15 protein-coding genes and 1 tRNA gene are annotated in these 13,257 nt (G+C 66.4%); 8 read left to right on the top strand and 8 right to left on the bottom strand.

Annotation, left to right across the window (positions count from 1 at the left end; genetic code table 11):
* Nucleotides 1-2 precede the first annotated feature (2 nt).
* Nucleotides 3-413 carry a hypothetical protein gene (locus tag ASC91_RS29500; protein ID WP_157281694.1) on the bottom strand — a complete coding sequence of 137 codons (411 nt, stop codon included), beginning with the start codon at nt 411-413 and terminating at the stop codon, nt 3-5.
* Between the two features lie 180 nt (nt 414-593).
* Here ASC91_RS29500 and ASC91_RS16660 point away from each other — a divergent pair, with 180 nt between their 5' ends.
* A complete protein-coding gene (locus tag ASC91_RS16660; RefSeq protein WP_056198814.1) occupies nt 594-2,603 on the top strand; it encodes a lipoxygenase family protein in 2,010 nt (669 codons plus the stop codon).
* 29 nt (nt 2,604-2,632) lie between these two features.
* Here the strand turns inward: ASC91_RS16660 and ASC91_RS16655 are convergent, their stop codons facing one another.
* From ASC91_RS16655 to ASC91_RS16645, 3 genes are all read right to left on the bottom strand, one after another.
* On the bottom strand, nt 2,633-3,127 hold the full coding sequence (locus ASC91_RS16655; RefSeq protein WP_056198811.1) for a nuclear transport factor 2 family protein: 495 nt from the start codon (nt 3,125-3,127) through the stop codon (nt 2,633-2,635).
* A 170-nt stretch (nt 3,128-3,297) separates the two neighbouring features.
* A complete protein-coding gene (locus tag ASC91_RS16650; RefSeq protein WP_235532008.1) occupies nt 3,298-3,690 on the bottom strand; it encodes a putative quinol monooxygenase in 393 nt (130 codons plus the stop codon).
* A 205-nt stretch (nt 3,691-3,895) separates the two neighbouring features.
* Nucleotides 3,896-4,804: a LysR family transcriptional regulator gene (locus ASC91_RS16645; protein WP_056198808.1), complete on the bottom strand. Its 909-nt coding sequence runs from the start codon at nt 4,802-4,804 to the stop codon at nt 3,896-3,898.
* 134 nt (nt 4,805-4,938) lie between these two features.
* On the opposite strand from ASC91_RS16645, the gene ASC91_RS16640 reads away from it, so the two are divergent.
* Genes ASC91_RS16640 through ASC91_RS16625 form a run of 4 tightly spaced genes read left to right on the top strand, consistent with a single transcriptional unit; the run spans nt 4,939 to nt 7,949 of the window.
* Nucleotides 4,939-5,238: a hypothetical protein gene (locus tag ASC91_RS16640; protein WP_056198805.1), complete on the top strand. Its 300-nt coding sequence runs from the start codon at nt 4,939-4,941 to the stop codon at nt 5,236-5,238.
* A 31-nt stretch (nt 5,239-5,269) separates the two neighbouring features.
* Entirely contained in the window at nt 5,270-6,181 is a 912-nt protein-coding gene (locus ASC91_RS16635) for an alpha/beta hydrolase (RefSeq protein WP_056198803.1), read from the top strand.
* A 15-nt stretch (nt 6,182-6,196) separates the two neighbouring features.
* Complete coding sequence (locus ASC91_RS16630) at nt 6,197-6,892, top strand: type 1 glutamine amidotransferase domain-containing protein (protein ID WP_056198800.1); 696 nt, start codon at nt 6,197-6,199, stop codon at nt 6,890-6,892.
* A gap of 19 nt (nt 6,893-6,911) precedes the next feature.
* The gene (locus ASC91_RS16625; RefSeq protein WP_056198797.1) at nt 6,912-7,949 is read left to right on the top strand and encodes an amidohydrolase family protein; all 1,038 of its coding nucleotides are present in this window, start codon (nt 6,912-6,914) and stop codon (nt 7,947-7,949) included.
* A gap of 97 nt (nt 7,950-8,046) precedes the next feature.
* On the opposite strand, the gene ASC91_RS16620 is transcribed toward ASC91_RS16625, so the two are convergent.
* Nucleotides 8,047-8,991: a LysR family transcriptional regulator gene (locus tag ASC91_RS16620; RefSeq protein WP_056198794.1), complete on the bottom strand. Its 945-nt coding sequence runs from the start codon at nt 8,989-8,991 to the stop codon at nt 8,047-8,049.
* A 103-nt stretch (nt 8,992-9,094) separates the two neighbouring features.
* Here ASC91_RS16620 and ASC91_RS16615 point away from each other — a divergent pair, with 103 nt between their 5' ends.
* Nucleotides 9,095-9,469 carry a nuclear transport factor 2 family protein gene (locus tag ASC91_RS16615; protein WP_056198791.1) on the top strand — a complete coding sequence of 125 codons (375 nt, stop codon included), beginning with the start codon at nt 9,095-9,097 and terminating at the stop codon, nt 9,467-9,469.
* A gap of 14 nt (nt 9,470-9,483) precedes the next feature.
* Here ASC91_RS16615 and ASC91_RS16610 read toward each other — a convergent pair whose 3' ends face one another.
* The 3 genes from ASC91_RS16610 to ASC91_RS16600 all read right to left on the bottom strand — a co-directional run bounded on the left by ASC91_RS16610 (nt 9,484) and on the right by ASC91_RS16600 (nt 11,020).
* Nucleotides 9,484-9,909, bottom strand: coding sequence for a PH domain-containing protein (locus tag ASC91_RS16610; protein ID WP_056198788.1), 426 nt, complete (start codon nt 9,907-9,909; stop codon nt 9,484-9,486).
* A gap of 166 nt (nt 9,910-10,075) precedes the next feature.
* Nucleotides 10,076-10,165 (bottom strand) — tRNA-Ser (locus tag ASC91_RS16605).
* Between the two features lie 30 nt (nt 10,166-10,195).
* The gene (locus ASC91_RS16600) at nt 10,196-11,020 is read right to left on the bottom strand and encodes a symmetrical bis(5'-nucleosyl)-tetraphosphatase (RefSeq protein WP_056198784.1); all 825 of its coding nucleotides are present in this window, start codon (nt 11,018-11,020) and stop codon (nt 10,196-10,198) included.
* A gap of 128 nt (nt 11,021-11,148) precedes the next feature.
* Here ASC91_RS16600 and ASC91_RS16595 point away from each other — a divergent pair, with 128 nt between their 5' ends.
* Nucleotides 11,149-12,456, top strand: a complete 1,308-nt coding sequence (locus ASC91_RS16595; protein ID WP_056198781.1) for a hemolysin family protein — start codon at nt 11,149-11,151, stop codon at nt 12,454-12,456.
* Nucleotides 12,453-13,187 (top strand): SapC family protein, encoded by a 735-nt coding sequence (locus tag ASC91_RS16590; RefSeq protein WP_056198778.1) that lies wholly within the window; start codon nt 12,453-12,455, stop codon nt 13,185-13,187. Before ASC91_RS16595 ends, ASC91_RS16590 begins: the two co-directional genes overlap by 4 nt.
* Nucleotides 13,188-13,257 lie beyond the last annotated feature (70 nt).

Raw genomic sequence — 13,257 nt, 5'->3', positions numbered from 1 at the left:
CGTCAGCGCTCGGATTTCATCGGCCCCGATGCCGCCAACCCACGCTCGCAGGCAGCCTTCTCACTTGCGCTGCTGATGGCCACGCACCGCGCTGCGCCCTCGTTCACACGACCGGGCACGCTGCCGACAGGCGCCGATGCGGGAATGGCAGCGAGGGGCATGACGTTCTTGTTCCTGAGCGGGATGGAGATCTGCGGAATCACCCGTTCCTCGGGGCGCTGGTTGCCGGGCTCCTTGGCGTTCTCGGACGCCGTGATGGCCGCGTTGCGGGTCGGAACCTGTCTTGAGGCTGCGGTCATGGGCGCCGAAGCCGGTGCAGACGCCGGCAGTGGCGCGGCGGGTTGAGCGCATGCGGCACCCGCGACGACCGTTGCCAGGATGCCGCCGAGGAGGGAGTCGAAGACGAATCTCATGGGGCACCGCACCGGCAGTTGCTATGCGGCAAGTTTGGTTCCGTGGTTGGGCGGCGTATGTAGGAGGCCGCTGCGAAACGCTGTGCGTGACGCCCGGTTGCACGAAATGATGTGTACGGCCCCTCGTGCGGCCCGTTTCCTGGCTAGGCTCATGGGCGCACCGGCTTCCGGATAAATCCAATGAAACGCAGAGACATCCTCCAATGGTCCGCCTCGGCGGGCGGCCTGAGCCTGATTGGCGGCACGCCTTCACCAGCATCGGCGGCGCTGCCCGTTCCCAAGCCCACGCTGCCGCAGAAGGCGGACCTGCTCAGCGCCGCGGCCCGCCGGCTCCAGCTCGTCAGCCAGCAGGCGCTGTACCTCTGGACCGAATCCCACCTCAACCTCGCCGGCGTGCCGATGGCGGCCGTGGTGCCGGCGGGCGAGCTGCCGACGCTGGAACATCAGCTCAAGACGTCGGCGCTGGCAGTGGAGGCGGTCACCAATCTGGCGGCCTCGATGGCGCCCAGCGGGCTCGCTGCCAGCAGCCTGCAGACGCTGGATGGCTTGAGGAGCCGGCTCGCGGCCGCGCAGGCGAGCTTCGACAGCGTCTCAGCTGCCAACGCTGGCGTGCTGAGTCTGCCCGCGGCCGTGCTCACGCTGCTGACCAACCTCACGGCGGCCGTGGGCGACATCGCGACGCAGCTCCGGCAGATCCACTACCAGCTCACCGTGCAAGTCTCTACGGCGCCGCAGCCCAAGACGGTGGCGCAGTACGACGCGCTGTTCGTGACGCTGGACAAGCCGGCGATAGCGAGCCTGCTGCATGACGACGACACCTTCGCGTACATGCGTGTGGGCGGGCCCAACCCCATGCTGATCCGGCAGGTGGCTGCGCTGCCGGCAAAGTTCCCGCTGAGCGATGCGCAATACCGCCAGGCGATGGGTGGTGAGGGCAACAACGACGGCCTGCTCGACGCCGCCGGCAGTGGCCGGCTCTACCTGCTGGACTATGAAAGCCTGGGCGGCATGGCGCCGGCCGGCCCGGTGAACAAGCCGCTGACGGGCGCCGGCTACGGCTATGCGCCCATCGCGCTGTTCGCGCGCCCCCAGGCCGGCCGCTCGCTGGTGCCGGTCGCCATCCAGTGCGGGCAGGACCCGGCCCTCAGCCCCCTGGTGCTGCGGGCCACCGATCCGGCCAACGCCAACGCCTACTGGGCGTGGCAGTCGGCCAAGACCGCGGTGCAGGTGGCCGACTTCAACTATCACGAGATGTTCGTGCACCTGGGCCGAACGCACCTGATGTCCGAGGCCTTCGCGATGGCCACGCAGCGCCAGCTCGCGGTCGTGCACCCGCTGAACCGGCTGCTCGCGCCCCACCTCGAGGGCACGCTGTTCATCAACGATGCGGCCGCGCTGGTCATCATGGGGCCGCTCACCACGGGCGACACCATCCTGGCCGCGCCCATCGAGACGCTGCAGCGCGAATGCGGCCGTGATCGCCTGGCCTTCGACTTCTACGACAACATGCTGCCGAACGATCTGCGCGCACGCGGCGTGGATGACGCCGGTCGGCTGCCGGACTACCCCTACCGCGACGACGCGCTGCTGGTCTGGAACGCCATCCAGCAATGGGTGAGCGAATACCTCGCCGTGTACTACGCCAGCGACGCCGACGTGACGAGCGACTACGAACTCAAGGCCTGGGCCAGCGAGCTGGCCGTGAGTGGCAAGGTCATGGGCTTCCGGCCCATCACCACGCGCAGCCAGCTTGCCTTGGTGGTGACGGCCATCATCTTCAATGCCAGCGCCCAGCACGCGGCCGTCAACTTCCCGCAGTCCTCGTTGATGACCTACGCCCCGTTCTACGCCGGCGTGGGCGGCGCATGGGCGCCTGCCGGCGCGGTGGGGCAGGGCGAGGCCACCTGGTCGCAGATGCTGCCCAGCCGGCTGGCGGCGCAGGAGCAGATCCTGCTGTTCCACATCCTCGGCGGCGTGTACTACCGCATGCTGGGCGAATACCGCGACAACGCACCCCCGTATCCGCCAGTGCTGCTCGACCCCGCCATCACCCGGCCCGGCGGCCCGCTGGAGCGCTTTCGCAGCGCGCTGGCCGGCGTCGAGAACACCATCCGGCAGCGCAACCTGGCGCGCACGCGGCCGTATGAACACCTCCTGCCGAGCCGCATCCCGTCGAGCACCAACATTTAGCGTGACGCGAGGCGGTCGCGGGCGTCGCCTCAGTTCGACCCGTGCCCGTAGCTGAAGGCGCGCGTGATCGTCCAGGCATTGCCCTGCTGGCGCCACAGCATGGTGAACTCGGCGCGGCCCTCGCAGGGATGCGTCGTGCCGCCCGGCTTGTAGTGGCAGAAGCGATGCTCGCCGCGGGCCAGCGCACCGAAGCCCTTGATCGGCCACACCTTCAGCGTGCCCGGCACGAGCTCGCGCTGGAACTTGCCGCAGACATGGGCCCGGGTCTGCGCGATCATCACGTCGCGCGTCCACGTGACGCCGCCGAGGTCGTGATAGAACTCCACGGCAGGGTCGAAGAAGCTCGCGTATTTGTCGAGCTGGCCGGGTGCCTCGCAATGGTTGAAGGCCTCAAAGGCCGCGGCGTCGAGCGCGGCGATCGTGGCACTGAGATCGGCCTCGGCCGGCGAGGGCTCCGCCGCGTGGGCGGCCATGGCGACGCCAGCGAGCGCGCAAGCGAGAAAGCGGTGGCGTAGAGAGTTCATCGGTCTGCCTTGGGACGCGTGAAGAAGGCCGCATCCTCGCGATGGCCTGCCGGTGCCGCCATCGTGCTGCGACAGTCGGTGGCAGGGTGCCGACAGGCCGTCGATGGGGCACGACGAAACGTGCCGTGCAACGCTCCATCCGTTCGGCAACGCCACCAACGCGCCTCGCGCTATGGCTTGGCTCCGAGCACAACCGGCACCGTGTCGATCAGGCGGCGAGACACCACCATGGGCGAGGTCGATTCAAAGAACTTTCTGAAGTGCGCGGTCTGGATGTGCTGTGCGTAGGCTTCTTCGTCTGCATAGATCTCGAAGACGCGTATGTGGTTCGGCCGGTCCCGTTCGGCCACGGCGTAGAGGGCCAGGACTTTGGGCTCGGTCCGCACAGCGGCTTCGACGCCCTCCGCGATGGCTGCCTTGAAAGCCTCGAGTTGCGCCGGATCAATCTCAAGCTCGGCGATTCTGATGAAGGGCATCTTCGACTCCACGGCGTTTGCGACGCTCGAAAGGACCAGCATGGAAAGTGTCGACGCGACGGCAATCGCGACGGCGCGCGTGCTCATGAGTGACGGCTTGCGATTCCACACGGCGTCCATCCCTTCTGTCGGCGTTCTGCCTGCGCGTTCAGCGCTCGGAACTCATGTCAGCGGGCGGCCCGCAGCGGACTGAAATCGTAGGTGGCCACCCGCGAAGCCATTGGAGAAGGAAAGTCGCGGCTGATGCGCCGCCACTTCTACAAGGTCTGGGTCTTCAAACGCTCAAGCGGCGCTAGCGTTCGACGGCGCCCGGAAGCTTGGACACCAGCGTGTCGATCGCCAGGCGAAGACGCAAGGGCATGTGCTGGCTGACCGGCCAAAGCGCATGGCATTCAACCGACGCATGCGGGCGCTCCTCGAAGAGCGCGACGAGGCTACCGCCTTGCAGACTGTCCCGAACGAGCCAATGCGGCAGCCATGCGATCCCGAGCCCGGCGGCAGCCGCGTCGGCGACGACGGCAAGGTCATCGAAACGGAAACGGGAACTCAAGGTGACCTCGATCAACTTGCCTTCGGCGTCCGGCAGCGTCCAGGGCTGCACATAGTCGGCCCGCCAGTACAGCAGGGCGTCATGCCCATCGAACGACTGGGTGTCGGCGGGGCGGCCGTGAGCCGCGAGGTAGTGCGGCGAGGCGCACAACACCTTTCTCTGGCTACTCAGCCGGCGGCTGCGAAGCTGCCCCGTCGCCGGCCCCAACTTGCCGTTGCGGATCGCGAGATCGATGCGCTCGGCAACGATGTCCGTCGGGCGATCACTGAAGCACAGGTCGAGTTCCAGCTTCGGGTGTTCGCGCGCGAGTTCCAGCAGGATGGGTGCCACGCAAAGCCGACCGAACAGCACGGGCATCGCGACGCGCAGCCGCCCGCTGACCTCGTGCCGGCCGGATTCAAGCAGCGCCTCCGCTTCGCGGAGCTCATCCATGGCGCGAACGCAGCGCTCGTAATAGATCTGGCCGTCTTCGGTCAGGCTCAGCGCCCGCGTCGTGCGGTGAAAGAGCCGCACGCCCAGCCGGGTTTCGAGCCGTGCAATGGCCTTGGCGACAGCGGAACGCGTCAACGCCAGCCGCTCTGCGGCGCGCGCAAAGCCACCGGCATCCACCGTTTCCACAAAAACCGCCACGCCGTCGAGTCTGTCCAGCATCGTTCTATTGTCGAATTTTCGGAATCATAACCAAGACGTTAATGCGCCACTGACGAATTAATGGAAACCGTAGCATGCCGCGAGCGTCCCGCCACGGGGACCGGCCTGATCCGTTCTTCTACAAAAGACCACTCATGAAACTGCTTTGCCTCGACATCCCCCAGCCCGGCGCCACGCTGGAACAGTACCAACCGCACCTGCACGGCGAAGCCCGCCACGGCTGGCAGCTCTACAAGAGCGGCATCGTCCGTGACATCTATTTCCGCCAGGACCGCCCGGGCGTCGCCATCCTCGCCGAGGCCGAGTCCGTGGAAGCCGCCAGGAAGGCCCTGGCCGAGTTCCCGCTGGCCAAGGCCGGCCTCATCGGCTGGGACGTCATTCCGCTGGGCCCGTTCCTGAACTGGGAAATGCTTTTCGCCGCCGGCAACGCCTGACCCTTCAAGCACTGCATTCAGGAGGTTCTTCATGGTCCAAGCCGTCTCGTTTGCGAATCGAGCGATCCAGCTCTCAGGGCACCTTCATCTGCCGGACGACTTCCTGGAAGACAGGCAATACCCCGCCCTCGTCGGCATTCACCCCGCCGGCGGCGTGAAGGAACAGACGATAGGCCTGTATGCCAAGCGGCTGGCGGCACATGGCTTCGTCGTTGTCGTCTTCGACGCCTCCTACCAGGGTGCGAGCGGCGGCGAACCCCGCCTGCTGGAGGACCCGTCGGCGCGCGTGGAAGATGCCCGCGCGGCTGCCGACTTTCTCTCGACGCTGCCCTACGTCGACGTGGAGCGCATGGGGGTCTTCGGCGTTTGCGCCGGCGGGGGATACGCGCTCGCCGTTGCCCAGTCGGAGCGCCGCTTCAAGGCGGTGGGCGTCGTCAGCGCCACGCCGATGGGCGAGGCAGCCAGGACCATCGTTGGCAATCCCATCCCTGCTGCTGCCTTGATAGGAACACTGCAAGCGGCGGCGCAGCAACGCACCGCCGAAGCCCGGGGTGCCGAGCCTCTCTACGCCCCGTTCGTTCCCGAACAGCTGGCAGACATCGACGACAACACGCCGACCTTTCTTCGCGAAGCCTACGACTACTACCGCACACCGCGGGGCCAGCACCCCAACTCCAAGGGCCGCTTCCTGATGACCAGCCTCGACAAGATGCTGGCCTTCACGGTCTTCCACCTGATTCCGGACCTGCTGACCCAGCCGCTGCTGCTGATCGCCGGGAGCATCGCCGACACCAAGGTCTACAGCGAGCAAGCGTTCGCGCTGTCGAAAGGCCCGAAAGAGCTGTTCGTCATCGAAGGCGCCACCCACGTCGCGCTCTACGACCGGCCCGAATACGTCGATCAGGCGATCGCCAAGCTCGCCTCCTTCTTCAGCAACCTGTGATCACAGCCATCGCCCATGACCCGACAAGCTTCTGAACTCAAGCCCATCCTCTTCGTCGTCACCAGCAACCCGGTCAAGGGGGCGACAGGCATCCCCACCGGCTTCAACCTGGCGGAGGTCACGCACCCGCTGGAGAAGCTGCAGCAAGCCGGCATCCGCGTCGAGATCGCCTCCATCCAGGGCGGCGCGGCGCCGCTCGACGGGCTGGAGGACATGACGGACCCGGTGGTCGCTCGCTATTGGGCGGATGCCGATTTCCGCCACGCCATTGCCAACACGCTGCGCATCGACGACGTCGACCCTGCGCGCTACTCGGCGGTCATGTTCGCGGGCGGCCACGGCACGATGTGGGACTTCCCTGACAGCGCCGGCGCGCAGAAGGTCATCCGCGAGATCGACGCGGCTGGCGGCATCGTCAGCGCCGTGTGCCACGGCCCGGCGGCCCTGGTCAATGCACGCCGTGCCGACGGCAGCCTGCTGGTGGCGGGCAAGCGCGTGGCGGCCTTCACCGATGGCGAGGAAGAGGAAGTCCAGTCCACCCACGTCGTGCCCTTCCTGCTGGCCTCCACGCTCAACGAGCGCGGCGCGTTGCACCAGGACTCACCCAATTGGTCCAACAAGGTGGAGGTTGATGGCCGGTTGATCACGGGCCAGAACCCGCAGTCCGCCGCCAGCCTCGGCGAAGCGCTGCGCGACGCGCTGCTGGCGTGATCGGCTGCCGAGGCACGACATGAAGTTGATCTGCGTCGAAGAGCACGTGCTGGATGCCGCCATCGGCGCGGCGTCGCAAAGCCTCGTGCGAGCCGAGGCGCCCTATCTCGCTGACTGGGGCAGCCGCGTCATTGACGGCCAACACGTCGCCGATCTCAGCCGCCCGCATGTCGTCGCACCCGGCGAGTCGGCGCGCAAGGCGCTGGACATGGGCGCGGCCCGCCTGGCCGACATGGACGCGGCAGGCATCGCCATGCAAGTCCTCTCCTACGGCGGCTTCCCGCAGCTGCTGCCGGCCGCCCAGGCCATAGCCCTGAACCGCGCTGCCAACGACAAGCTGGCCGCGGCCGCGCAAGCCCATCCCTCGCGATTCGCCGGGTTTGCCACGCTGCCCTGGCAGGCGCCCGAGGCCGCCGCGCGCGAGCTGGAGCGGGCCGTGAAGGAGCTGGGCCTCAAGGGTGCGCTCATCAACGGGCGCCCCGGCGAGACCTTCCTGGACGACCCGCGCTACGCCCCCGTGCTGGCTGCGTTCGACGAGCTGAACGTGCCGCTGTACGTTCACCCCGGCCTGCCACTGCCGGCCGTGCAGGCGCCGTACTACGGTGGCTTCGAGCGCGAACTCAGCGCACGCCTGTCGATGTTCGCCTGGGGTTGGCACAACGAGGCCGGCATCCAGGTCGTGCGCATGCTGCTCGCCGGGGTGTTCGACCGCTACCCCCGCTTGCAGGTCATCAGCGGCCACTGGGGCGAGATGGTGCCCTTCTTCCTGCAAAGGCTGGAGGACGCCATCCCTCAGGAAGCCTCCGGCCTGAAGCGCCCCATCGCGCGGACCTACCGCGAGCACGTCTACGTGTCGCCCAGCGGCATGCTCACATTGCCGCACTTCCAGTTCATCCATGCGCTGATGGGTGCGGAGCGCATCCTGTACTCCATCGACTACCCCTACCAAAGCCTGGACGGCGCGCGCGCCTTCATCGAGGGCCTGTCAGTCAGCGACGCGGACAAGGCCCTGATCGCCCATGGCAACGCCGAGCGCCTGCTTGGCCTGGAGAGCTAGGCCCAGGACAGTCGAACAAGCGCACGAATCGGCGCGGGGCTCGAAGAGATGGACTGCGTGGTGCCGCGGTAGGAGCTGATGGCGCCGATCAGCCCATTCATGGCCGAAGGTCGACTTGGCCGGCCGGCTGAAGCACCGGCATCATGCCCACAACAAAGTCGATGAAGGCTCTGACCTTGGCCGGAACGTGGGTCCGGCTGGGGTAGTAGACATAGAGGGGAAATGTCTCGTCAGCCCAGTCCGGCAAGACGGGCTCCAGCGTGCCCGCTCGCAGATGCGAATCGACCCCGAGGTCGATCACCTGGGCGATCCCGTGGCCCGCGAGACAGGCCCCAATCTTGATTCCGGCGTCCGTGACCGTCAGGTTGCCGCGAACGGCCACCTTCACTTTCTCATCGCCACGCCAGAACTCCCACTCGAAGGGCCTGCCGGTGGCGGGATCGATGGCGACGATGCACTCATGATCGTCGCCCACCAGATCCTGCGGCGACCTGGGTCGACCGCGGCGCGCCAGATAGGACGGCGCGGCAACGGTCAGAACGCGCGGGCTGTAGAGCCTGCGACAGACCAGGGTCGAGATGGATGGAGGCCCAAACCTGACGGCGAGATCAAATCCGTCGCTCACCAGGTCCGAGAGACCGTTCTTGGTCTCCAGCCTCAGTTGAAGAGACGGGTGGGCCTTCAGAAACTGCGCCAGCTCCGGCGCCAACACGAGGCCGGCAAACCGGGCATCGCAGGCGACGCGCAACGTGCCGTTGACGGCCGAGGCCTGGTCAGAGGCGGCGGCCGTCGCATCCTCTATCCCCTGCAGCAGGGGCAGCACCTTGGAGAGCAACGCATGCCCGGCATCCGTCACTTCAACGTGTCGGCTTGTGCGATGCACGAGCTTGGCGCTGAGGCGGTCTTCCAAGCGCTGGATCGAGCGGCTCACCGCGGGCTGCGTCTTGCCCAGCCGAGAGGCAGCACGGCCGAAGCTCTTCGATTCGGCGACCGCATTCAGCGCCAGCAGGCCGATGACAAGCGCTCCATCAAGGTCATCCATGGTCGATGTGTTCTGGTAATGGCAGCGATAACCAGTTCGCTGTAGCCGGGCGCGGAAGGATTCCTCACTATACGAATCGTTCGCCCATTGATGAAAGCCTGCGATGACCCAGACCCAAGCCGTAGCCACTCTGATCGAGGACTATTTCAATCTGGCCTATGAGCCGAAGAGTCGTGACTTCAACAAGGTCTTCCACCCGAACTGCTTTGTGCAGTGGCTTGACGGGGGGCGGTTGAACATGCTGTCCTCACAGGACTATGCGGCGCTCATCCATGGAAGGCCGAGCCCCCAGTCGACGGGTGCGCCGAGGGACGAAGCAATCCTCTCGGTCGAGCACATCTCGGACAGCCTTTCAACAGCGAACGTGAGGGTGCGGATCGGTCAGAAGCTGTTCAACGACCACTTCGTCCTGCACAAGGTGGAGGGCAGCTGGCTGATCACGGTCAAGGCATCCTTTGTGGCGGGCACCTTCGACTGAAGCGTCTCTTGACGCTATGCCTGGCTGCTCTGTGCCGAGTCCTGGGCCTCGACGAAGGCGCGGCGGAATACAAGCGGCTCTGCGATGCCGTCGATGGGCGCATGGGATGCACCGGTGCCTGCAATGACGAGGGTGCCAAAGTTGAGCATTCGGCCCATGAGGGACTGATTGACCTGAATGCTCTCCACCTTGTTGATGTTGATCTCGATCGTGTGGCGACGGATGAACCCGTGTTTGACGATCACTCTCTTGGTGGTCACGGCCAGCTCGGTTGACCTGATGCGAACGTAGGCGGCCACCCAAAGGATGAGCCCAAGGCCAAAGGCGGGCAGCAAGAGCAGGCCGAACAACAGCAAGTGCCAAACCGACCAGAGGCTGGTGCGCCCCAGATGGACGACTCGCTCGCCGGGCACGAGAACCTGATCGACGTAACGTGACATGGCGAGATCCGGTGAGTTGGCATCGCGGATTGGACGCGAGTCCTGCCGATTGATGCAAGGAACATGCACCGCGCTCTTGCTTCTCGAGCTGGCGGAGGCTGTGAGATTGCCGCACCTGGCGGTGCGTCCAAGGCCGCTGCGCGGCCTTGCCGAACTCACGAAAACCTGGCGGAAGCGGTGAGATTCGAACTCACGGAAGGCTCACACCTTCGACGGTTTTCAAGACCGTTGGATTAAACCACTCTCCCACGCTTCCAGCGGGACGCGCATTCTACGGTGCCTTGGCTCAGCCGCCCGGCTGCTGCGCCTGTTCGCAGTCCACCTGGATGATCTCGCGCTGCAGGCCGTCCACCCGCGCCGCCGTCAGCTTGCCACCCCAGACGCAGCCCGTGTCCAGGCCAAGCAGGTGCGGCTGGTCCAGCAGCCCCAGCGTCGACCAATGGCCGAAGGCGATGGGCGTGTCGGCGGTCCTGCGGCCTGGCACGTCGAACCAGGGCATGAAGCCTTCAGGTGCCGCGCCGGCGCCGTCCTTGGTCTTGAAGTCCATCTCGCCGTCGGCGCTGCAAAAGCGCAGCCTCGTCAGCGCGTTGACCGTGAAGCGCAGCCGCGCGGTGCCGGCGAGGTCGGGGTCCCAGCGCGCCGGCTCGTTGCCGTACATGGCGTGCAGGAAGTCGGGCAGGGCAGGGCCGCGCAGCACGGCCTCGACGTCGGCCGCCAAGGCCAGGGTGTCGTCGCGGCTCCATTGCGGCACAACGCCGGCGTGCACCATCAGCCAGCCGGCCTCGTAGACGGCCATGCGCTGCTGGCGCAGCCAGTCCATCAGCGCCTCGCGGTCGGGCGCGGCCAGGATGTCGTCCAGCGTGTCGCCCCGGTGCGGGCGGCGCACGCCGTGGTGGGCGGCGAGCAGGTGCAGGTCATGGTTGCCCAGCAGGCAGGTCGCCGTCTCGCCCAGGCCGGCCAGGCGGCGCAACGTCGTCAGCGAGGCCGGGCCGCGGTTGACGAGGTCACCCAGCAGCCAGAGGCGGTCGCGTGACGGGGAGAAATCGATCTGCCGCAGCAAGCGCTCCAGCGCGTCGCAGCAGCCCTGGAGGTCGCCGATCAGGTAGTTCATGTGCGGATTGTCCCGGTCCCCGGAGCGAGGGATCGCACGGTGGGTTTGGTCATGGCCTTCTGATAGTCTCCCGGGCTTCGTTTTTGCCTTGCGCCACCTGGGGTTTTCCCCGGGGTCTGGCGCCTTCGATGGATACCGCTCTCGTTCTCTTTCTGATCCTGATCAACGGCCTGTTCGCGATGTCGGAGATGGCGCTGACCGCCAGCCGCAAGGCGCGGTTGCAGGTGATGGTGGAGAGTGGCGAGGGCGGTGCGCAGGCCGCGATGGACCTGCATGACAACCCGACCAAATTCCTGTCGACGGTGCAGATCGGCATCACCGGTATCGGCGTGCTGAACGGCATCGTCGGCGATGCGGCCTTCTCCGGCCCGCTGTCGCGCTGGCTGACTGAGAGCTTCGGCTTGAACCCGCATGCCACCGACATCGCCGCGACGGCGCTGGTCGTCATCATCATCACGCTGCTGACCATCGTCTTCGGCGAGCTGGTGCCCAAGCGCATCGGCCAGATCTACCCGGAGACGGTGGCCCGCCTCGTCGCGCCGACGATGAACTTCATCTCCATGGCCGCGCGCCCGCTGGTGAAGGCGCTGAGCTTCATGACCGAGGCGACGCTGGGCCTGCTGGGCTTGCGCAACAAGGGCCAGCGCGGTGTGACGGAAGAGGAGATCGCCGCCAGCCTGGAAGAAGGCCGCGACGCCGGTGTCATCGAGGAGCATGAGCACCAGATGGTGCGCAACGTGTTCCGCCTGGACGAGCGTCAGGTCGGCTCCATGATGATTCCGCGGGCCGAGATTGCCTGGCTGGAGGTTGATGCGACGCCGGCCGAGGTGCTGGCCGTCTTGCGCGAGCATGGCTTCAACCGCTACCCGGTCTGCCGCGGTGGCCTGGGCGAGGTGCTGGGCGTGGCCAATGCGCCGGCGCTGCTGGCCGGCATGCTGGAGGGCTTGCCGCTGGACCTGATGGCGGGCCTGGAGCCGCCGCTGTTCGTGCCCGAGACGTTGTCGGGCATGGAGCTGCTGGAACATTTCCGCGTGTCGGACGCGCCCCTGGTCTTCGTCGTCGATGAGTACGGCGAGGTGCAGGGCGTGATCGCCGTGCGTGACGTGCTGGAAGCCATTGCCGGGGAGTTCAATGCCCCGAGTGACGGTGACGCCTGGGCGGTGCAGCGCGAGGACGGGAGCTGGCTGATCGACGGCCTGATCCCGGTGCCCGAGCTGAAGGACCGCCTGGAGCTGAAGGAACTGCCCGAAGAGGACCGTGGGCGCTACAACACCCTGGCCGGCATGATCATGCTGTTGCTGGGGCGCTTGCCGCGCACGACCGATGTCGTGGAGTGGGACGCGTGGAGATTCGAGGTCGTGGACCTCGATGGCAAGCGTGTAGACAAAGTGCTGGTCAGTCGTCTGGCCGAGGAAACTGGAGAGAGAGAAACATGAGCAACCCCCCGATGTACGGCGAAATGCAGCCGCTGGATCGTGACGTCCACAAGAACCTGAAGCTGGACACCGACCAGTCCGTCGTGAGCCGCGTGGCCGATCAGAACTCGGTCTTCCTCGCCGCCGTCGAGTTTGCCGACGCCTGCAAGGAATACCCGATCGTCTTCGTGCGCGCCGGCAGCCCCGGCCCGGATGGCAAGCAGCCCGTCGCGCCTCTGGCCGTGCTGGGCCTGCGCGCGGGCTCCAACCTCTTCGTCGAGGGCGACAAGTGGACCGGTGGCTACGTGCCCGCCTATGTACGCCGTTATCCCTTCGTGATGGCCCGCATGGACGAAAGCTCGAACAGCATGGCCGTCTGCTACGACATGAAGTGGCCGGCCTTCAACGAGACGACCGGCGAGGCCCTGTTCAAGGACGGCCAGCCGACCGAGTTCCTGCTGAACGCCAAGGCCTTCCTGGAAAACTTCGAGCAGGAAGCCGAGCGCACCCGCCTGATCTGCAACCTGCTCGTCGAGATGGACCTGCTGCAGGACATGCGCTTCGAGGCGACCTTGCCCAACGATGAAAAGCTCGACGTCGAGGGTTTCATGGCCCTGGACGAGAAGAAGTACGCCGAGCTGGCCGACGACAAGGTGCTGCAGCTGCACCGCAACGGCCTCATCGCGATGATCGAGATGCACCGCCTGTCGTTGACCAACATGAACCGCCTGGTGGGCAAGTACGTGGTCTGATCCCGCAGCGCCTTCGCTCCCGAGGCCACGCCGCGCGTGGCCTTCTTTCTTGCCGTGGTCCCCGAATACC

The sequence above is a fragment of the Pelomonas sp. Root1237 genome (assembly GCF_001425055.1).
Lineage (GTDB): Bacteria > Pseudomonadota > Gammaproteobacteria > Burkholderiales > Burkholderiaceae_C > Pelomonas.
This window is presented reverse-complemented; position numbering and strand designations above follow the sequence as displayed.

Bases quoted from the DNA above. Each gene is read 5' to 3' on its own strand.
- ASC91_RS16595 (WP_056198781.1), top strand. From the start codon at position 11,149: ATGGATACCGCTCTCGTTCTCTTTCTGATCCTGATCAACGGCCTGTTC.
- ASC91_RS16635 (WP_056198803.1), top strand. From the start codon at position 5,270: ATGGTCCAAGCCGTCTCGTTTGCGAATCGAGCGATCCAGCTCTCAGGG.
- ASC91_RS29500 (WP_157281694.1), bottom strand. From the start codon at position 413: ATGAGATTCGTCTTCGACTCCCTCCTCGGCGGCATCCTGGCAACGGTC.
- ASC91_RS16610 (WP_056198788.1), bottom strand. From the start codon at position 9,909: ATGTCACGTTACGTCGATCAGGTTCTCGTGCCCGGCGAGCGAGTCGTC.
- ASC91_RS16590 (WP_056198778.1), top strand. From the start codon at position 12,453: ATGAGCAACCCCCCGATGTACGGCGAAATGCAGCCGCTGGATCGTGAC.
- ASC91_RS16645 (WP_056198808.1), bottom strand. From the start codon at position 4,804: ATGCTGGACAGACTCGACGGCGTGGCGGTTTTTGTGGAAACGGTGGAT.
- ASC91_RS16615 (WP_056198791.1), top strand. From the start codon at position 9,095: ATGACCCAGACCCAAGCCGTAGCCACTCTGATCGAGGACTATTTCAAT.
- ASC91_RS16625 (WP_056198797.1), top strand. From the start codon at position 6,912: ATGAAGTTGATCTGCGTCGAAGAGCACGTGCTGGATGCCGCCATCGGC.
- ASC91_RS16600 (WP_056198784.1), bottom strand. From the start codon at position 11,020: ATGAACTACCTGATCGGCGACCTCCAGGGCTGCTGCGACGCGCTGGAG.
- ASC91_RS16655 (WP_056198811.1), bottom strand. From the start codon at position 3,127: ATGAACTCTCTACGCCACCGCTTTCTCGCTTGCGCGCTCGCTGGCGTC.
- ASC91_RS16640 (WP_056198805.1), top strand. From the start codon at position 4,939: ATGAAACTGCTTTGCCTCGACATCCCCCAGCCCGGCGCCACGCTGGAA.
- ASC91_RS16620 (WP_056198794.1), bottom strand. From the start codon at position 8,991: ATGGATGACCTTGATGGAGCGCTTGTCATCGGCCTGCTGGCGCTGAAT.
- ASC91_RS16650 (WP_235532008.1), bottom strand. From the start codon at position 3,690: ATGAGCACGCGCGCCGTCGCGATTGCCGTCGCGTCGACACTTTCCATG.
- ASC91_RS16630 (WP_056198800.1), top strand. From the start codon at position 6,197: ATGACCCGACAAGCTTCTGAACTCAAGCCCATCCTCTTCGTCGTCACC.
- ASC91_RS16660 (WP_056198814.1), top strand. From the start codon at position 594: ATGAAACGCAGAGACATCCTCCAATGGTCCGCCTCGGCGGGCGGCCTG.